Source organism: Sphingomonas sp. (assembly GCF_039594485.1).
Taxonomy (GTDB): Bacteria; Pseudomonadota; Alphaproteobacteria; order Sphingomonadales; family Sphingomonadaceae; genus Sphingomonas.
Map to the genome: position 1 here is coordinate 26,102 of NZ_JBCNNI010000004.1, position 17,700 is coordinate 43,801.

Annotated in this window: 18 protein-coding genes; 7 read left to right on the forward strand and 11 right to left on the reverse strand. The window is 65.4% G+C overall.

Annotation, left to right across the window (positions count from 1 at the left end; translation table 11 throughout):
- Window positions 1-101: 101 nt before the first annotated feature.
- Window positions 102-317, forward strand: a complete 216-nt coding sequence (locus tag ABDV78_RS02445; protein WP_343525598.1) for a DUF4170 domain-containing protein — start codon at window positions 102-104, stop codon at window positions 315-317.
- Window positions 318-441: 124 nt separating this feature from the next.
- Here ABDV78_RS02445 and ABDV78_RS02450 read toward each other — a convergent pair whose 3' ends face one another.
- The 5 genes from ABDV78_RS02450 to carA form a co-directional block, all read right to left on the reverse strand.
- The gene (locus ABDV78_RS02450; protein WP_343525599.1) at window positions 442-1,080 is read right to left on the reverse strand and encodes a rhomboid family intramembrane serine protease; all 639 of its coding nucleotides are present in this window, start codon (window positions 1,078-1,080) and stop codon (window positions 442-444) included.
- Window positions 1,081-1,084: 4 nt separating this feature from the next.
- Window positions 1,085-1,561 carry a transcription elongation factor GreA gene (gene greA / locus ABDV78_RS02455; RefSeq protein WP_343525600.1) on the reverse strand — a complete coding sequence of 159 codons (477 nt, stop codon included), beginning with the start codon at window positions 1,559-1,561 and terminating at the stop codon, window positions 1,085-1,087.
- A 95-nt stretch (window positions 1,562-1,656) separates the two neighbouring features.
- Entirely contained in the window at window positions 1,657-4,989 is a 3,333-nt protein-coding gene (carB, locus tag ABDV78_RS02460; protein ID WP_343525601.1) for a carbamoyl-phosphate synthase large subunit, read from the reverse strand.
- On the reverse strand, window positions 4,989-5,258 hold the full coding sequence (locus ABDV78_RS02465) for a hypothetical protein (protein WP_343525602.1): 270 nt from the start codon (window positions 5,256-5,258) through the stop codon (window positions 4,989-4,991). The genes carB and ABDV78_RS02465 overlap by 1 nt, the downstream gene beginning before the upstream one ends.
- Window positions 5,255-6,439, reverse strand: coding sequence for a glutamine-hydrolyzing carbamoyl-phosphate synthase small subunit (carA, locus tag ABDV78_RS02470; protein ID WP_343525603.1), 1,185 nt, complete (start codon window positions 6,437-6,439; stop codon window positions 5,255-5,257). The genes ABDV78_RS02465 and carA overlap by 4 nt, the downstream gene beginning before the upstream one ends.
- A gap of 141 nt (window positions 6,440-6,580) precedes the next feature.
- On the opposite strand from carA, the gene ABDV78_RS02475 reads away from it, so the two are divergent.
- From ABDV78_RS02475 to ABDV78_RS02495, 5 genes are all read left to right on the forward strand, one after another.
- A complete protein-coding gene (locus ABDV78_RS02475) occupies window positions 6,581-7,033 on the forward strand; it encodes a GatB/YqeY domain-containing protein (protein ID WP_343525604.1) in 453 nt (150 codons plus the stop codon).
- 104 nt (window positions 7,034-7,137) lie between these two features.
- Window positions 7,138-8,985 (forward strand): DNA primase, encoded by a 1,848-nt coding sequence (gene dnaG, locus ABDV78_RS02480; RefSeq protein ID WP_343525605.1) that lies wholly within the window; start codon window positions 7,138-7,140, stop codon window positions 8,983-8,985.
- Between the two features lie 142 nt (window positions 8,986-9,127).
- Window positions 9,128-11,158 (forward strand): RNA polymerase sigma factor RpoD, encoded by a 2,031-nt coding sequence (rpoD, locus tag ABDV78_RS02485; RefSeq protein ID WP_343525606.1) that lies wholly within the window; start codon window positions 9,128-9,130, stop codon window positions 11,156-11,158.
- 140 nt (window positions 11,159-11,298) lie between these two features.
- Window positions 11,299-11,757 (forward strand): GNAT family N-acetyltransferase, encoded by a 459-nt coding sequence (locus tag ABDV78_RS02490; RefSeq protein WP_343525607.1) that lies wholly within the window; start codon window positions 11,299-11,301, stop codon window positions 11,755-11,757.
- Window positions 11,758-11,830: 73 nt separating this feature from the next.
- Complete coding sequence (locus tag ABDV78_RS02495; RefSeq protein WP_343525608.1) at window positions 11,831-12,472, forward strand: peptidylprolyl isomerase; 642 nt, start codon at window positions 11,831-11,833, stop codon at window positions 12,470-12,472.
- A gap of 127 nt (window positions 12,473-12,599) precedes the next feature.
- Here ABDV78_RS02495 and rplS read toward each other — a convergent pair whose 3' ends face one another.
- The 3 genes from rplS to ABDV78_RS02510 are packed head-to-tail and all read right to left on the reverse strand — an operon-like array spanning window position 12,600 to window position 13,991.
- On the reverse strand, window positions 12,600-12,992 hold the full coding sequence (rplS, locus tag ABDV78_RS02500) for a 50S ribosomal protein L19 (protein ID WP_230481476.1): 393 nt from the start codon (window positions 12,990-12,992) through the stop codon (window positions 12,600-12,602).
- 10 nt (window positions 12,993-13,002) lie between these two features.
- Complete coding sequence (gene trmD, locus ABDV78_RS02505) at window positions 13,003-13,722, reverse strand: tRNA (guanosine(37)-N1)-methyltransferase TrmD (protein ID WP_343525609.1); 720 nt, start codon at window positions 13,720-13,722, stop codon at window positions 13,003-13,005.
- Entirely contained in the window at window positions 13,719-13,991 is a 273-nt protein-coding gene (locus ABDV78_RS02510) for a hypothetical protein (protein WP_343525610.1), read from the reverse strand. The genes trmD and ABDV78_RS02510 overlap by 4 nt, the downstream gene beginning before the upstream one ends.
- Before the next feature lie 72 nt (window positions 13,992-14,063).
- Between ABDV78_RS02510 and ABDV78_RS02515 the strand changes: the two genes are divergently transcribed.
- On the forward strand, window positions 14,064-14,972 hold the full coding sequence (locus tag ABDV78_RS02515; protein ID WP_343525611.1) for an NAD(P)/FAD-dependent oxidoreductase: 909 nt from the start codon (window positions 14,064-14,066) through the stop codon (window positions 14,970-14,972).
- Here ABDV78_RS02515 and rimM read toward each other — a convergent pair.
- The 3 genes from rimM to ffh all read right to left on the reverse strand — a co-directional run bounded on the left by rimM (window position 14,962) and on the right by ffh (window position 17,643).
- Window positions 14,962-15,522 (reverse strand): ribosome maturation factor RimM, encoded by a 561-nt coding sequence (gene rimM, locus ABDV78_RS02520; protein ID WP_343525612.1) that lies wholly within the window; start codon window positions 15,520-15,522, stop codon window positions 14,962-14,964. The two genes, ABDV78_RS02515 and rimM, sit on opposite strands and share 11 nt — an antisense overlap.
- 158 nt (window positions 15,523-15,680) lie before the next feature.
- Window positions 15,681-16,064, reverse strand: a complete 384-nt coding sequence (gene rpsP, locus ABDV78_RS02525; protein WP_343525613.1) for a 30S ribosomal protein S16 — start codon at window positions 16,062-16,064, stop codon at window positions 15,681-15,683.
- Between the two features lie 58 nt (window positions 16,065-16,122).
- Window positions 16,123-17,643, reverse strand: a complete 1,521-nt coding sequence (gene ffh, locus ABDV78_RS02530) for a signal recognition particle protein (RefSeq protein WP_343525615.1) — start codon at window positions 17,641-17,643, stop codon at window positions 16,123-16,125.
- Window positions 17,644-17,700: the final 57 nt, after the last annotated feature.

Sequence of the window (17,700 nt, forward strand, 5' to 3'; positions counted from 1 at the left end):
GGAGGACGACCGCATGTGACAAAGTGCTGCGCCCGCGAAAGACCATCTTCAAACCGGCCCGGCTTGCCGCTAGGAAAAGGGCAAATCCCTCAGGAGACACCATGAGCAAGCTGCACCTCGTGTTCGGCGGTCGCGTCAGCGATCCGCAGACTCTCGATTTCGTCGATCCCTCGGCCCTCGAAGTCGTCGGTATTTTCCCCGACTATGCCAGCGCCGAAAAGGCCTGGCGCGCCGCGGCGCAGCGGACCGTCGACGATGCCGAGATGCGGTTCGTGGTCGTGCACCTGCACCGGCTGCTGGAGCCGTCGCTGGGTTGATCCGGTCGCCGGGCGAGGTCGGGGCCGTGACCTTGACTTCGCCCGGGCTCAACGGGGCTGAGGCGCGAGCCTATCCCCTCCCTCCGCACCGAGCGACGTCGGAGTGCATGGGATAAGGCCCGCGTCAGGCGTGACGATAGCGCCACAAGAGCAATGGCTTGGCAAAGACCAGCCCGGCGATGAACCCGCCGATATGCGCGGCGACCGCGATCGCACCCATCCCCATGCCCGCATAGCCGATCAGCAACTGGATGCCGATCCACCCCGCCGCCAGCCACAGGACATGGGTAAACTCGGCCGACAGACCGGCCACGCCTTTGGTCGCTCGCCGCCTTCCGAACAGCAACGCATAGGCTCCGACGATGGCGGAGATGGCACCACTCGCGCCGATCATCGGCATCGGCGAATGGGGATCGGGAAAATATTGCGCCAGCGCGGCGGCATAGGCGCCGACCACATAAAGCACGGCGATCCCACGCGGCCCAAGGGCCCGCTCGGTCTGCGCGCCGCAATAGACCAGCATCACCAGATTGAACGCGATATGCGCCAGACCGCCATGGATCAGCGTGGCGGTCAGCGGCGTCAGCAGCGTCGGCACCGCAAAGCCGAAATCGGGGGGCAGCGCCGCCCCCTCGAACCGCAGCGGAATGAACCCGGCGGCCACCGCCGCATCGGGCACCAGGCCGCCCGCGATCAGGATCAGCGACACGACCGCCGTGACGACCGCGATCGTCGTCGTCGCCCGCGCCGCTGCCCAGTTCATCGGATCAGATGAATTCGATCTTGCTGACGAGGTAGTAGCGGTCGCCCGACGGCACCGTCACCTCGACCTCTTCCTCGACCTTGCGCCCGATCAGCGCACGGCCCAGCGGCGAGTTGTAGCTGATCCGGCCGGTCTTGGCATCCGCCTCGGTCTGGCCGACGATCTGATAGGTGACGGGCTTGTCATCCTCGTCGAGCAGCGTCACGGTCGCGCCGAACACGACCTTGTCGCCCGACAGGTCCTTCGGATCGATGATCTGCGCACGGCTCAGCTTGTCCTCGATGTCGGCGATCGACGCCTCGATCTGGCCCTGACGTTCCTTGGCCGCATGATATTCGGCGTTTTCGGACAGGTCGCCATGTGCACGCGCTTCCTCGATCGCGTCGACGATCTGCGGCCGTTCTTCTTTCAGACGCCGCAGGTCCTGGGTGAGCTTGTCATAGCCCTCCTGGAGCATCGGCATCTTTTCGACGGTCGCCATAATCCTAGTCCCCAATTCCATACGCATTCCCGGTACGAACCGCCCTCCCCAACCGGGAGAGCGGTCCGCCAGCACATCATGTTCTCATGTCGGGATCAGTTGTGCGAACGCGAATAGTAGGATTGCAGGGGGCGTACTTCAAGACCACGGCTGCCCGCGGTCGCAATCGCCTTCGCTGCTTCGACGCTGGCGGGCGCCGTGGTGAAGTAGGGAATCTTCTGCCCCAGCGCCGCCTGACGGATCGGCTTGGAGTCCTTCAGGCTCTGCCACCCTTCCGTCGTGTTGAAGATCAGGGTGATGCCGCCGTCCTTGATCCGGTCGACGATATGGGGCCGTCCCTGCGCCACCTTGTTGATCTTCTCGACCGGCACACCGGCGCGATCGAGATAATCGGCGGTGCCGCCCGTCGCCACGATGGCGAACCCGGCCTCGGCCAGCAGCTTGGCGGCGGGGAGGATATGCGGCTTGTCGCTGTCCTTCACGCTGATGAACACCGCGCCTTCGGTCGGCAGGACGGTGCCCGCGCCCAGCTGCGACTTGGCGAAGGCGGTGGTGAAGTCGGGGTCGATGCCCATGACCTCGCCGGTGGACTTCATTTCCGGCGACAGCACCGGATCGACGCCGGGGAAGCGCGCGAAGGGGAAGACCGCTTCCTTGACCGCATAATAATCGATGTGACGATCGATCTGCGGCAGGTCGGCCAGCTTCTCGCCCGCCATGACGCGCGCGGCGATCTTGGCGATGGGCGTGCCGATCGCCTTGGCGACGAAGGGCACGGTGCGGCTGGCGCGCGGGTTGACCTCGATGAGGTAGACCTGACCGTCCTTGACCGCGAACTGGATGTTCATCAGGCCGCGCACGTTCAGGCCACGCGCCAGCGCCTCGGCCTGACGCTCGATCTCGGCGATGATCTCGGCCGACAGGCTGTAGGGCGGCAGCGAGCAGGCCGAGTCGCCCGAATGGACGCCCGCTTCCTCGATATGCTGGAGCACGCCCGCCACGACGACCTGATCGCCGTCGCAGATCGCGTCCACGTCCACCTCGATCGCGTCACGCAGATACTGGTCGATCAGCACCGGCGCGTCGCCCGACACCTGCACCGCCGTCTGGATATAATCCTCGAGCTGCTGCGGGCCATCGACGATCTCCATGGCGCGACCGCCCAGAACGAAGCTGGGGCGCATCAGCACCGGATAGCCGACCCGCTCGGCGACGATCAGCGCTTCCTCACGGCTGCGCGCAATCCCGTTCCTGGGCTGGAGCAGCTTGAGCTTGTCGACCAAAGCGGCGAACTGCTCGCGGTCTTCGGCCAGGTCGATCGCGTCGGGGCTGGTGCCCAGGATCGGGATACCGGCGGCTTCGAGCGCGCGGGCGAGGTTCAGCGGGGTCTGGCCGCCGAACTGCACGATCACGCCGACCAGCTCGCCCTTCGACTTCTCGACATCCAGGATGGCCAGCACGTCCTCGGCGGTCAGCGGCTCGAAATAGAGCCGGTCCGAGGTGTCATAGTCGGTGCTGACCGTTTCCGGGTTGCAGTTGACCATGATCGTCTCATAGCCCGCATCCGCCAGCGCGAAGCAGGCGTGGCAGCAGCAATAGTCGAACTCGATGCCCTGCCCGATCCGGTTCGGACCACCACCCAGGATGACGATCTTCTTGCGGTCGCTGGGCACCGCCTCATCCTCGGGCTCGCCGAAGGTCGGGGCTTCATAGGTCGAGTACATATACGGCGTCTTGGCGTCGAACTCGGCCGCGCAGGTGTCGATCCGCTTGAACACCGGACGCACGCCCAGCTTGTGGCGATGCTCGCGCACTTCCTGCTCGGTGACGCCGCCGGTCATCATCTTGACGACTTCATGGATGAGCCCCGAGCCGCGCGCGATGCCGCGATCCATGCCGCGCAGATTGGCCGATTGCAGCGCCAGATAGGCCAGCCGCTTGTCGGAGAAACCCATCGCCTTCAGACGACGCATCCCCGCCGCGTCCTGCGGCAGGCCGTTCTGCATCACCTCGGCCTCGGCGGCGACGATCTCGGCGATCCGCTCCAGGAACCAGGGATCGTACTTCGCGATCGCATGGACCTCGGCGACGGTGAAGCCTTCGCGCAGCGCCTGCGCGGCGACCAGCAGCCGGTCCGGGGTCGCCTTGGCCAGCGCCGCCTCGATCTCGGCACGGGGTGCCCCCACCAGATGCTCGACATCGTTGAACCCGCTCAGGCCCGTCTCCAGCCCGCGCAGCGCCTTCTGCATCGATTCATGGATGTTGCGGCCGATCGCCATCACCTCGCCGACCGACTTCATCGCGGTCGAGAGATAGGGCTCGGAGCCCTTGAACTTCTCGAAGGCGAAGCGCGGGATCTTGGTGACGACATAGTCGATCGTCGGCTCGAACGAGGCCGGGGTCGCGCCGGTGATGTCGTTCTCGATCTCGTCCAGCGTATAGCCGACCGCCAGCTTCGCCGCGACCTTGGCGATCGGGAAGCCGGTCGCCTTCGACGCCAGCGCCGAGGAGCGCGACACGCGGGGGTTCATCTCGATGACGATCAGGCGGCCGTCCTTGGGATTGACCGCGAACTGCACGTTCGAGCCGCCCGTCTCCACGCCGATCTCACGCAGCACCGCCAGGCTGGCGTTGCGCATGATCTGATATTCCTTGTCGGTCAGGGTCAGCGCGGGCGCGACGGTGATCGAGTCGCCGGTGTGGACGCCCATCGGATCGATATTCTCGATCGAGCAGATGATGATGGAATTGTCGTTGCGATCGCGCACGACCTCCATCTCATATTCCTTCCAACCGAGGAGCGATTCCTCGATCAGCACCTCGGTCGTCGGCGAGGCGTCGAGCCCGGCGCGGACGATCGCGATGAACTCCTCGCGGTTATACGCGACGCCGCCGCCGGTGCCGCCCAGCGTGAAGCTGGGACGGATGATGGCGGGCAGGCCGACCTTCTCCAGCCCCGCCAGCGCCTCCGCCTCGGTATGCGCGATCGCCGAGCGGGCCGATTCCAGCCCGATCTTGTCCATCGCCAGACGGAATTTCTGCCGGTCCTCGGCCTTGTCGATCGCCTCGGCATCGGCGCCGATCATCTGGACGCCGAACTTCTCCAGCGTGCCGTCATGGAACAGCGCCAGCGCGGTGTTCAGCGCGGTCTGGCCGCCCATGGTCGGCAGGACGGCGTCGGGACGCTCCTTCTCGATGATCTTGGCGACGACGGCGGGGGTGATCGGCTCGACATAGGTCGCGTCGGCCAGCTCAGGGTCCGTCATGATTGTCGCCGGGTTCGAATTGACCAGGACGATGCGATAGCCCTCTTCCTTCAGGGCCTTGATCGCCTGCGTGCCCGAATAGTCGAACTCGCACGCCTGACCGATGACGATCGGACCAGCGCCGATGACGAGGATGGAGGAGATGTCGGTGCGTTTTGGCATTACTTTTCTTCCGAAGCTTGTGCGTTGCCGATGAAGCCGTTCTTGTTCATCGGCACGACGGCGCTGACTTTCTTGAGCACGCACTCAATCTTGGCGAAATCGGCATTCGGGCTTCCCCGAAACACGACCTCACGGCCTCTCAACACCAACCAGCTGCGCGGCGCGTGGCACGCGTCAGCCATGGCGTTCAGGTCAGCCTTACTCACCTGACGCTGGGGCCGGGTCGGTTGCGCCGCGACCTGCAAGGCAAGTGCGAGCAGCACGCTCATTTCCGAAGCGACCCCACAAACCGCTCGAACAGATAGAAGCTGTCCTGCGGCCCCGGCGAGGCTTCGGGGTGGTACTGGACCGAGAAGGCCGGGCGGTCGGTCAGTTCCAGACCCGCGTTCGACCCGTCGAACAGCGATACATGCGTCTCGCGCGCGTTCGCGGGCAGCGTCTCACGCTCGACCGCGAAGCCGTGGTTCATGCTGGTGATCTCGACCAGACCGTCGGACAGGCGCTTGACCGGGTGGTTTGCGCCGCGATGGCCCTGGTGCATCTTGGTGGTCTTGGCGCCGACCGCCAGACCCAGAAGCTGGTGGCCCAGGCAGATGCCGAACAGCGGCTTGCCGGTATCGAGCAGCTGGCGGATCACCGGCACGGCGTATTCGCCCGTCGCCGCCGGATCGCCGGGGCCGTTGGACAGGAAGATGCCGTCCGGGTTCAGCGCCATCACATCCTCGAACGAGGCGGTGGCGGGGACCACCGACACCTTCGCCCCGGCCTGGACCAGGTTGCGGAAGATGTTGTGCTTGCTGCCATAATCGATCGCGACGACGTGCGGGCGATCCTCGCCCTCGGCACCGGCATAGCCGAAGCCCAGCCGCCACAACCCGCCTTCGCGCGTCTCGCCCCAGCCATAATGCAACTCGGTCGACACGTCCTTGGCGAGGTCCATGCCCTCCAGCCCCGGCCAGCCGCGTGCCTTATCGAGCAGTGCGGCAATGTCGAATTCACCGGCGGCCGAATGCGCGATCACGCCGTTGGGCGCGCCAGCGGCCCGGATGCGGCGGGTCAGCGCGCGCGTGTCGATGCCCGCCAGGCCGATTCGGTTGTGCCGCGCCATCCATCCGGCGAGGTTTTCCATCGCGCGGAAGTTGGACGGGGCCGTCGGGTCCTCGCGGACGATCATGCCCAGCGCGTGCGGCGCGTCCGCCTCGATATCGTCGGGGTTCGCGCCGACATTGCCGATATGCGGGAAGGTGAAGGTGATGATCTGCCCGGCGAAGGACGGATCGGTCATGATCTCCTGATAGCCGGTCATCGCGGTGTGGAAACACACCTCTCCAACGGCATCACCCTCGACGCCGAAACCGCGCCCCCATAACACGTCTCCGTTCGCCAGAACGAGAACGCCCGTGGCGCCTTCAGGCTTTTCGGGCATGGCGAATGGCTTGGCGTCGGCCATGATCGGCGGGCACTCCTGCTTAAAATGTCTGCAATGTCGCTAAGTGGCGTCCGCTAGGCCCATCGGGCCGTCCCGTCAACCGGTTCACGGAATTGGTTCCATCGGCTATTGTCCCCGCCTTTCAGACAAGACGGACGAAACATGATTCGCGACGACATCAAGGCCGCGCAGGTGGCCGCCATGAAGGCTGGCGACAAGGAAAGCCGCGCCGCCATCAGCCTGATCCAGGCCGCCATCAAGAACCGCGACATCGAACTCCGCACCGGCGAAGCGCCCGCCGATGACGACATGGTCGTGATCGAAGTGCTGCAAAAGATGGTCAAGCAGCGCCGCGAATCGATCGCCATGTACGAACAGGGCGGTCGCCAGGAACTGGCCGACCAGGAAAAGGCCGAGGTCGCAGTGATCGAGCGTTTCCTGCCCCAGACGCTGACCGAGGATGAGACGAAGGCCGCGATCGAGGCGATCAAGGTCGAGATCGGGGCGAGCGGTATGAAGGACATGGGCCGGGTGATGGCCGAACTGAAGGGCCGCCATGCGGCGGTACTGGACATGAGCAAGGCGAGCGGACTGGTGAAGGCGGCGCTGGCGTGACGATGGCATGACGGTCGGGGAGCAGGCGAACCACGCCCCTCCCCACCCCATTTTTCTTGCCAAAACGGCTCCCTTGCGATAGGGTTTATAATCGCGAGGACGCCATGAGCCTGACCCCGCAATTCCTTGACGAGCTTCGCGCTCGGACCAGTCTGTCGGCGCTGATCGGCAAGACGGTGAAGCTGCAAAAGGCAGGCCGGGAATATAAGGGCTGCTGCCCCTTCCATAACGAAAAGACGCCCAGCTTCTACGTCAACGACGACAAGGGCTTTTACCATTGTTTCGGCTGTTCGGCGCATGGCGATGCCATTCGCTGGATGACCGACCAGCGCGGCCTTCCCTTCATCGACGCGGTCAAGGAGCTGGCGCAGGCGGCGGGGCTGGAGATGCCCGCACAGGACCGCCGCGCCGCGCAAAAGGCGGAGCGGGCCAAGGGCCTGCACGACGCCATGGCGGATGCGGCGTCGTGGTTTTCCGAGCAACTGGGCGGCCTGTCGGGCGGCGACGCGCGCGCCCTTCTCGAACGCCGCCGGGTCACGCCGGACACCGCCCGCGCCTTCGGCCTGGGCTTCGCGCCCGACAGCCGGGGCAAGCTGAAGACCGCGCTGGCCGACTATGGTGACCCGGCGCTGATCGAGTGCGGGCTGCTCATCAAGGTCGACGGCAAGGAGCCCTACGACCGCTTCCGGGGTCGGTTGATGATCCCGATCCGCGACGCGCGCGGGCGGGTGATCGCGTTCGGCGGCCGGATCATCGGCGACGGCGAGCCCAAATATCTCAACTCGCCCGACACCCCGCTCTTCGACAAGGGGCGCACGCTCTACAATCTCGACCGCGCCGCGCCGGCGGTGCGCAAGTCCGGCCGCGTGCTGGTGGTCGAGGGCTATATGGACGTGATCGCCCTCGCCCAGGCCGGGATCGAGGAAGCGGTCGCGCCGCTGGGCACCGCGTTGACCGAGCATCAGCTCGAGCGGCTGTGGCGCATGGTCGATGTGCCGACGCTCTGCTTCGACGGCGATGCGGCGGGGCAGAAGGCCGCGATCCGTGCCGCCCACCGCGCGCTGCCCCTGCTCCAGCCGGGCAAGAGCCTGTCCTTCGTCACCCTGCCCCAGGGGCAGGACCCCGACGACCTCGTGCAGGAAAAGGGCGCCGCGGGGTTCGAGGCGGTGCTCACCCGCGCGATGCCGCTCAGCGACCTGCTCTGGCAGTCGGAGATTGCGAAAGGACAGACCGACACGCCAGAGGGCCGCGCCGCGCTGAAACAGCGGCTGGAGGAACTGGCGCAGCAGATTCCGCATAAGGATCTGGCCTACGAATACAAACGCGCGATGATGTCGCGCTATTTCGACATCTTTGGTATTCGGCGGGTCAATGCGGCGGCGGTGCATCAGGCGGTGGCAGAGGCCAATCGCCATGTCGGGCGCGGCGTCGAATACAGCCTGCGCCGCGCCGTCCTGCTCGGGCTGATGCGCTATCCGCATGTGCTGTGCCGGTACATGGACGAGATCAGCCGGCTGGACATGGGCGACCGCTATCTCAACGACTGGCGGCATCACCTGCTCGACGCGGCGGTCAACGATCCCCATCTGTCGCGCAAGGACGCGGCCGAGGCGGAAAGCCTGATCGAACAGATCATGGCCACCACCGACGTCCACCCGATCGACGCGCGCGACTATACCCGCGACCTCGCCTTCAGCTTCTTCAGCAAGATGACCGATCCCGCCGTCGCGGTCCGCGATCTGGAAAAGGTCATCGAGGTGATGCTGGAGGAGAGCGAGACGCGCGCGAACCGCGAACGCGCGGTGCAGGCGTTCCAGGCCGACATGACCGAGGATCGCTTTGCAGAACAGACGCGGTGCCATGCCGCGCACGCGCAATCGCTCGATCAGCTCTATCGCTGGTTGGAGAACGCCCGCGATCTGGCGGACCGACAAGCCGGGGAGGCCGCTTGATCCAGGCATCCCCACGCCCCATATCCGGGGCATATTGGGCTAGTTACGCCCACACTGGAAAATTACGCATGGCCCCCTCACCCGCTTGCCAAACCGGCGGCGTGCGTGAAAGAGGCCGGGCATTGAGACCCGAGGGCATTTGATGGCGAAGGCGAATATGGCGGCGGATACGACCGACACGACGGAGACGGGCGATGCGCCGCTGATCGACCTGAACGAGGCGTCGATCAAGAAACTGATCGCACGCGCCAAGAAGCGCGGCTACATCACCTATGACCAGTTGAACGAAGCGCTGCCGCAGGACCAGATGTCCTCGGACCAGCTCGAGGATATCATGGCCGCCCTCAACGAGATGGGCGTCAATATCGTCGAGAATGAGGAGCAGGGCGAGGACGGCGAGTCCGAGGAAGAGGCGGAAGACACCGCCGACAGTGTCGATGGCGACGCCGATTCCGGCCCGCAGCCCGAGGCGAAGAAGAAGGAAACCGTCGATCGCACCGACGATCCGGTCCGCATGTACCTGCGCGAAATGGGCGCGGTCGAACTGCTGTCGCGCGAAGGCGAAATCGCCATTGCCAAGCGGATCGAAGCGGGTCGTGACACGATGATCCTGGGGCTGTGTGAAAGCCCGATCACCTTCAACGCGATCATCGACTGGTCGACCGCGCTGAACGAAGGCACGATGCAGCTCCGCGAGATCCTCGATCTCGACGCGATGTTGTCGAAGGACGCCGGCCCGGAGAATCTGGGCGAGGAGGATGACGACGACAATGGCGAGATCAGCGCCAAGAACGCCGGTCCCCAGTTCAAGGAAGAGGAAGAGCCCGAGGAACCCTCGATCGACGACGAGGATGGCGAGGGTGGCGAACGCCGTGGCCCGCGCGCCGAGGACGAGGAGGAGGACAACACCCTCAGCCTCGCCCAGATGGAGGAAACGCTCAAGCCGCAGGCGCTGGAGAAGTTCGCCAATATCACGAACATCTACAAGAAGTTCTCGAAGGTTCAGCAGCAGCGCCTGGAAGCCATGGCGCTGGGCGGCGAGCTGTCGTCGGCGGACGAGCGCAAATATCATAAGCTGCGCGAGGAGCTGACCGCCGAGGTCGAGAGCGTCCAGTTCCATAACGCCAAGATCGAATATCTGGTCGACCAGCTCTATGCCTTCAACCGCCGTCTGACCGCACTGGGCGGGCAGATGCTGCGTCTGGCCGAGCGGCACAAGGTCAACCGCAAGGACTTCCTCGACCGCTATCTGGGTCACGAGCTGGACGAGAACTGGCTCGACACGGTGCGCGGCCTTGACAAGAAGTGGGGCAACTTCGCCTCGAACGAAGCCGCGACCGTCGACCGCATCCGCAGCGAGATCGCCGAAATCTCGCAGCAGACCGGCATGGCGCTGACCGAATTCCGTCGCATCGTGAACATGGTGCAGAAGGGCGAGCGCGAGGCGCGGATCGCCAAGAAGGAAATGGTCGAGGCGAACCTGCGCCTCGTCATCTCGATCGCCAAGAAATACACCAATCGCGGCCTGCAGTTCCTGGATCTGATCCAGGAGGGCAATATCGGCCTGATGAAAGCGGTCGATAAGTTCGAATATCGCCGCGGCTACAAGTTCAGCACCTATGCCACTTGGTGGATTCGGCAGGCGATCACCCGCTCGATCGCCGACCAGGCGCGGACCATCCGTATCCCGGTCCACATGATCGAGACGATCAACAAGCTGGTCCGCACCAGCCGCCAGTTCCTGCACGAGCAGGGCCGCGAGCCGACCCCGGAGGAGATGGCCGAACGCCTCTCCATGCCGCTGGAAAAGGTACGCAAGGTGATGAAGATCGCCAAGGAGCCGATCAGCCTCGAAACGCCGATCGGCGACGAAGAGGATTCGCACCTGGGCGACTTCATCGAGGACAAGAACGCGATCATCCCGGTGGACGCGGCGATCCAGGCGAACCTGAAGGAAACGGTCACCCGCGTCCTCGCCTCGCTCACCCCGCGCGAGGAACGCGTGCTGCGCATGCGCTTCGGCATCGGCATGAACACCGATCACACGCTGGAAGAGGTCGGGCAGCAGTTCTCGGTGACCCGCGAACGCATCCGCCAGATCGAGGCCAAGGCGCTGCGCAAGCTGAAGCACCCCAGCCGCAGCCGCAAGATGCGCAGCTTCCTCGACCAATAAGGTCGGATGCCACAGCGCCGACGATCAAAGCCGTCGACCTCCGGGTCGGCGGCTTTTTTGTTTGCCTCGTGATGTCGCACCCGCCCGAACCGCGATAGACAGAGTCGACCCGGGCCGTGGCGCGCCGGGCAAGGAGTGACATGGACATTCGCCTGGACGATCCGACCGCACCACATGTCGCCGATCTGCTGGCCTATCACCTGCGCGATCTACGCAGCGTCATGAGCGAATTCGCCTTTGCGCTCGACGCCTCCGCGCTGGCCGCTCCCGGCATCGCGTTCTGGACGATCTGGGACGGCCCGACGCTGGCCGGTTTCGCCGCGCTGAAGCAACTCGACCCCACGCATGGCGAAGTGAAATCCATGCGGGTCGCCCCGGCTTTTTTGGGCAAGGGCGTCGGTCGCAAGCTACTGAACCACATCATCGCCGAGGCGCGGCACCGACATTATGACCGGATCAGCCTGGAGACCGGCACCGCACCGCTGCATCAGCCTGCTGTCGCTCTGTATCGCAGCGCGGGTTTCCAGTCCTGCGATGCCTTCGCCGATTACCAGCCAAGCCCGCACAATCAGTTCTTCACGCGCGATCTGACCGGCTGATCGGGGCTGCCTCTCGGCGCATCCCATGGGTTTTGGCTCCACAATCGCGGCCGGGGGCTATAATCCCAGCCGGATGAAACGCCTGCTCCCGCTGATCGCCCTGCTGACCGCCGCCGCGCCCGCGAACCAGAATGTCCCCCGCCCCGGCTATGTCCGGGTACAGCTCAACACCTCGGAAGGTCCGATCGTCGTTGCGCTCGACACCCGCCATGCCCCCGCGACCAGCAAGAACTTCCTGGCCTATGTCGATGACGGGCGGTTCGACGGCACGGTCTTCTACCGCGCGGCGCGGGACAAGCGTGACCCGAAACTGGGCTTCGTGCAGGGCGGCATCCGCACCGATGCGCGCCGCATCCTGCCCCCCTTCCCGCTGGAGACGACAGCCAGGACCGGGATCAAGCATCTCGACGGCACCATCTCGATGGCGCGGGGACAATCGCCGAACTCGGCGGGCGGCAATTTCTTCATCACCGTCGGCCCCACCCCCGGCATGGACGCGCGGCCTGGCTATGACGGCTATGCCGCGTTCGGACGGGTCGTCGCGGGCATGGACACGGTGAAGAAGATCCTGGCCAAGCCCTCGGGTGGCGGCCTCGACGCGATGAAGGGGCAGATGATCCTGAAGCCCGTGCAGATCGTCACCGCCAAGCGGCTGGACGGCACGCCGAAGCCGACAGGCGAGCCCAAGATGTGGCTGTATAATTTCGGGGGATAGCACCCCCTCGCCCTCCCTTCAGCCAGAGTGGAGGTCGAGGATGTGGCCGGGCAAAGAAAAAGGGCGGCGGCACCGCTGGGTGCCACCGCCCTTTCCTGTCGAACCGCTGGACGGTCCGCGCCCCCGATTACTCGGCGGCCGCGGTGCCCTTGGCGGGACGCGTGTCGCGGCGCTCGGCGATACGCGCCGACTTGCCGGTGCGGCCACGCAGATAGTACAGCTTCGCGCGACGCACGGCGCCCTTGCGGACGACCTCGATCGAGTCGACGTTCGGCGAGTAGAGCGGGAAAACGCGCTCCACGCCCTCACCGAAGGAGATCTTGCGGACGGTGAACGACGAGCCCATGCCCTTGTTCGCGCGGGCGATGCAGACGCCCTCATAGAACTGGACGCGGGTGCGCTCGCCTTCGACGACCTTCACACCGACCTTCAGCGTGTCGCCGGGGCGGAATTCGGGGATCTTCTTCGTTTCGTTGAACTTGGCGATCTGCTCAGCTTCGATCTGCTGGATCACGTTCATAACCAATTCCTCAATCGTCGCCGCGCGCCAGAGGGCGACCGACCCGAACGCCCTCATGACGTTCCCAAAGGTCCGGCCGCCTTGACCGTGTATCCTCGCAAGCCCGGGCATGACGCCAGGCCGCGATTTTCGCATGATCCCCCGATCGCAGCACTTCAGGGATCGTGCGCCCTTCCCACTCCGCAGGACGGGTATATTGCGGATATTCGAGGAGGCCGCTTTCGAAGCTTTCCTCGACTCCACTGGAAGCCGCGCCCATTACGCCGGGAAGCAGCCGAACGCAAGCGTCGAGCAGCACCAGCGCCCCCATCTCGCCGCCCGACAGGATATAGTCGCCGATCGAGACCTCTTCGATCGCCCGCCCCTCGAACAGGCGCTCGTCAAACCCCTCGAACCGACCGCAGAGCACGGTGATGCCCGGCCCCGCCGCAAGTTCGCGCACGCGCGGCTGGGTCAACGGGCGTCCGCGCGGGGTCATCGCCAGCACGGGCCGATCGTCGGCCACCGAATCCACCGCCGCCGCCAGCACATCCGCGCGCAGCACCATGCCCGCACCGCCGCCCGCAGGCGTGTCGTCGACCGATCGATGCTTGTCGGTGGCGAAGTCGCGGATCTGCACCGTCTCCAAGGCCCAGAGATCCTCGCGCAGCGCCCGTCCCGCCAGCGAATGGCCCAAGGGTCCGGGAAACATCTCCGGGTACAGCGTCAATATCGTTGCGCGAAAGGTCACAGCGTCCAATTCTCGATCGTCAGGCCGGGGATGTCGGCGAAGTTGGCTTCGTTGTTGGTCACCAGCGTCAGCCCCGTCGCCAGGACATGCGCGCCGATCAGCCGATCGAACCGACCGCGCCGGAACGGGATCATCGCATAGGCCGAGGCGGCGCGCTGGTCGAACGACAATATCGGCACATGTTCGAAAAAGCGATCCAATGCGGCGGGGAGACTCAGCGCCAGCGAATTGCCCGAGCGGAACACCTTGGCTCGATAGTCCTCGCCCATAACGAATCCGTATGTGCATCATCCTCGCCTTGCCGCGAAGGAACGTTGCGCAGGCTCATGCTTTGCCCCGCCATGGACGATTGCATCATCATCGGCGCGGGGCCGGCCGGATTGACGGCGGCAATCTACCTTGCCCGCTACCATCTGCGCATCCGCATGTTCGACAGCGGGTCCAGCCGGGCGGCGATGATACCATGTACGCACAATCATGCGGGTTATCCTGAGGGCATCAGCGGCAAGGCCCTTCTCGCCCGCATGCACGAACAGGCCCGGCGCTATGGGGCGCATTGCATCCCGCGTCGCGTGACGGCCATCCACCCCGAAGACGCAGGATTTCGCGTCGCCACCGAAGACGCGGAGTATCGAACGCGCAGCGTCCTGCTCGCCACCGGGGTCGTCAACCACCGACCCAAGGGCCTGCTGCCCGACGTTCACGATCCCGCGTTGGAGCGGGGATTGCTGCGCTATTGTCCGGTCTGTGACGGCTATGAGGTGACGGACAAGCGGGTGGGCGTGATCGGCACCAGCGACCATGGTATGCGCGAGGCGCTGTTCCTGCGCGGCTTTACCCGCGACGTGACGCTGATCGCGCCGGATGCCGCGCACGACCTCGACTCCGGCTGTGCGAAGGCGCTCGATGAGGCGGGAGTCGCGCGGATCGATGGCCCCTGCGGCGGGTGGGCGATCGAAGGCGACCGGCTCGCGCTGGACACGGCAAGCGGACGGATGCGCTTCGACAGCGTCTATCCGGCGATGGGTTCGCGCATCCGGTCGGAGCTGGCGGTGTCGGCGGGGGCTAGGGCGGACCCGAGCGGGTGCCTGGAAGTGGATGACCACCAACGCACCTCGGTCCCCGGCCTGTTCGCCGCTGGCGATGTGGTGAAGGGACTGGATCAGATCAGCCACGCCATGGGCGAGGCCGGGGTCGCGGCGACGACGATCCGCAACATGCTCGACCGGCAACAACCGATCAGGCGATGAAGGCGCGCTCCACGATCAGACGGGTTTGATCCCATTCGGGCACCGCCTGCGCGCCCATCGGCACCATGAAGCGGCGGCCATCAGGGCGCTCAATTTCCAGCACGTCGCCCGCGCCGAAATTCTCGATCAGCGCGACACGGCCCAATTCCTCGCCATCGCTGGCGATGGCGGACAGGCCGATGATGTCGGCATGATAATATTCGCCCTCTTCCAGCGGAGGGAGCGCCGAGCGCGGCACGGTCAATTCCGTGCCTCGCAAGGCTTCGGCGGCATTGCGGTCCGTCACCTCCGCAAAGCGGGCGATGACGCCATTCGAGCCGTCGCGCGCCGACTTCAGGGTCAAGGCCCCGTCGTTGAACGATCGATAGGCCGAGACGTCATCGGCAAAGACCTTCAGCCGAACCTCGCCCGTAATGCCGTGCGCGCCGATGATGACCGCCAGGGTGACGTTTGGCTCAGCCGCTTGGCGAGTCGCCGTCTCCGCCAGGGGTGTCGTTGCCGCCTTCGACGGGGTCGGGGGCGGAGACGCCTTGGTTGGTCGCGTCGTCATGATCGTCGGGTGCGGTCCGGGGATCGGGTTCGGTCGGCGGGGTCATGCGCATGTCCTTCAAAGCCATTGGCCCTGGGAAACGCATGACCCCGCATTCCGATGCCGTGAGGGGCATTCATTCCGCCATTCCGGCCAGGGCCGGAACGACGGACCGAGACTTACGCCTCGGCGGTTTCCGCCGGAGCGTTGGCGGCTTCCTGAGCGGCCTTCAGCTTCTCGGCACGCTCTTCGGCGCGCTCGGTGGCCTTTTCGCCGGGCTTGCCCTTGTTCGGGTTGTTGCGCGCGGCGCGCTCACGGACACCGGCGGCGTCCAGGAAGCGGGCGACACGATCGGTCGGCTGCGCGCCATTGGCCAGCCAGTGCTTCGCGCGCTCGGCGTCGAGCTGCACGCGCTGGTCATTGTCCTTGGCGAGAAGCGGGTTGTAGTTGCCGATCTTCTCGATGAACTTGCCGTCGCGCGGCGCACGGGCGTCGGCCACCACGATACGATAGTAAGGGCGCTTCTTCGAGCCACCACGCGACAGACGAATGCTGAGAGCCATGATATAGTCCTTGGAGTAAAAAGTTCGAAATTACCGGCAATTCCGTCCGGCGCGGGGGTTATTTCTTCTTCAGGAGATTTTCGAAGCCAGGGGGCAGCTTTGGCATGCCGTCGGGCAGCTTGCCGCCACCCAGACCGCCCAGACCGCCGCCGGGCAGGCCGTTGCTACCCGCCTTGTTGAGCATCTCGCCCATCTGCGGACCGCCCAGCGCGTTGCCCAGACCACCCAGGCCGCCCTTGCCGAGCATCGCCATCATGCCCTTGATGCCGCCCATCTTCTTGATCTTCTTCATCGCCGTGGACATTTCCTGATGCATCTTCAGGAGCTTGTTCACGTCCTGCACCGTGGTGCCCGAACCCTTGGCGATGCGGATCTTGCGCTTGGCGTTGATCAGTTCGGGCTTGCCGCGCTCCTTGGGCGTCATCGAGGTGATGATCGCATCCATGCGGAGCAGGATCTTGTCGCCACCGGCATCGTTCAGCGCGTTCTGCGCCTTCTTCATGCCCGGCATCATGCCCGCCAGCGCACCCAGACCACCCATGCGACGCATCTGCTGAAGCTGGCCGCGCAGGTCGTCCATATCGAACTGACCCTTGGCCATCTTCTTGGCCATGCGCTCGGCATCTTCCTGCTGGATCGTCTCGGCCGCGCGCTCGACCAGCGACACGACGTCGCCCATGCCGAGGATGCGACCCGCGACCCGTTCAGGGTGGAAGGCTTCCAGCGCGTCCATCTTTTCGCCGACACCGGCGAACTTGATGGGCTTGCCGGTGACGGCGCGCATCGACAGCGCCGCACCACCGCGGGCATCGCCGTCCATGCGGGTCAGCACCACGCCGGTCAGCGGTACCTGCTCCGAGAAGCTGGTCGCGACGTTCACCGCGTCCTGGCCGGTCAGCGAGTCGACGACGAGCAGGATTTCCTGGGGCTGGGCGATCTCCGCCACCGCCTTCATCTCGTCCATCAGCGCCTGGTCGACGTGCAGACGACCGGCGGTGTCGAGCATCAGGACGTCATAGCCCTGAAGCTTGGCGGCCTGCATCGCGCGGCGGGCGATCTCGACCGGCTGCTGCCCGGCGATGATCGGCAGGGTCGATACCTCGACCTGCGTACCCAGCGTCGCCAACTGCTCCTGCGCGGCCGGGCGATTGACGTCGAGCGACGCCATCAGCACCTTCTTGCGATCGCGCCCCAACGCGCCGCTCGACAGCCGCTTGGCGATCTTGGCGGTGGTGGTGGTCTTGCCCGAGCCCTGAAGGCCGACCATCATGACGACGGCGGGCGGCGTCACGTCGAGCAGAAGCTCGCTGGCATCCGCGCCCAGCATCGCGATCAGCGCGTCATGGACGATCTTGACGACCTGCTGGCCCGGCGTGATCGAACGCAGGACGTTCTGGCCGATCGCCTGCTCGGTCACCTTGTCGACAAAGTCGCGCGCGACGGGCAGCGCGACGTCCGCCTCCAGCAGCGCGACGCGGACTTCGCGCATCGCGGTGCGGACATCCGCCTCGGTCAGCGCGCCACGGCCGCGAAGGCGGTCGAAAACGCCGCCAAGCCGATCGCTCAAGCTGTCGAACATCGCCTCACCTCATCACGACCGGACCGAAAAAGCCCGGACCAAACCCAATGCAATCCG

Excerpts from the sequence above, each read along its gene's own strand:
- ABDV78_RS02445 (WP_343525598.1), top strand. The coding sequence starts at position 102 with ATGAGCAAGCTGCACCTCGTGTTCGGCGGTCGCGTCAGCGATCCGCAG.
- ABDV78_RS02450 (WP_343525599.1), bottom strand. The coding sequence starts at position 1,080 with ATGAACTGGGCAGCGGCGCGGGCGACGACGACGATCGCGGTCGTCACG.
- greA (WP_343525600.1), bottom strand. The coding sequence starts at position 1,561 with ATGGCGACCGTCGAAAAGATGCCGATGCTCCAGGAGGGCTATGACAAG.
- carB (WP_343525601.1), bottom strand. The coding sequence starts at position 4,989 with ATGCCAAAACGCACCGACATCTCCTCCATCCTCGTCATCGGCGCTGGT.
- ABDV78_RS02465 (WP_343525602.1), bottom strand. The coding sequence starts at position 5,258 with ATGAGCGTGCTGCTCGCACTTGCCTTGCAGGTCGCGGCGCAACCGACC.
- carA (WP_343525603.1), bottom strand. The coding sequence starts at position 6,439 with ATGGCCGACGCCAAGCCATTCGCCATGCCCGAAAAGCCTGAAGGCGCC.
- ABDV78_RS02475 (WP_343525604.1), top strand. The coding sequence starts at position 6,581 with ATGATTCGCGACGACATCAAGGCCGCGCAGGTGGCCGCCATGAAGGCT.
- dnaG (WP_343525605.1), top strand. The coding sequence starts at position 7,138 with ATGAGCCTGACCCCGCAATTCCTTGACGAGCTTCGCGCTCGGACCAGT.
- rpoD (WP_343525606.1), top strand. The coding sequence starts at position 9,128 with ATGGCGAAGGCGAATATGGCGGCGGATACGACCGACACGACGGAGACG.
- ABDV78_RS02490 (WP_343525607.1), top strand. The coding sequence starts at position 11,299 with ATGGACATTCGCCTGGACGATCCGACCGCACCACATGTCGCCGATCTG.
- ABDV78_RS02495 (WP_343525608.1), top strand. The coding sequence starts at position 11,831 with ATGAAACGCCTGCTCCCGCTGATCGCCCTGCTGACCGCCGCCGCGCCC.
- rplS (WP_230481476.1), bottom strand. The coding sequence starts at position 12,992 with ATGAACGTGATCCAGCAGATCGAAGCTGAGCAGATCGCCAAGTTCAAC.
- ABDV78_RS02510 (WP_343525610.1), bottom strand. The coding sequence starts at position 13,991 with ATGGGCGAGGACTATCGAGCCAAGGTGTTCCGCTCGGGCAATTCGCTG.
- ABDV78_RS02515 (WP_343525611.1), top strand. The coding sequence starts at position 14,064 with ATGGACGATTGCATCATCATCGGCGCGGGGCCGGCCGGATTGACGGCG.
- rimM (WP_343525612.1), bottom strand. The coding sequence starts at position 15,522 with ATGACGACGCGACCAACCAAGGCGTCTCCGCCCCCGACCCCGTCGAAG.
- rpsP (WP_343525613.1), bottom strand. The coding sequence starts at position 16,064 with ATGGCTCTCAGCATTCGTCTGTCGCGTGGTGGCTCGAAGAAGCGCCCT.
- ffh (WP_343525615.1), bottom strand. The coding sequence starts at position 17,643 with ATGTTCGACAGCTTGAGCGATCGGCTTGGCGGCGTTTTCGACCGCCTT.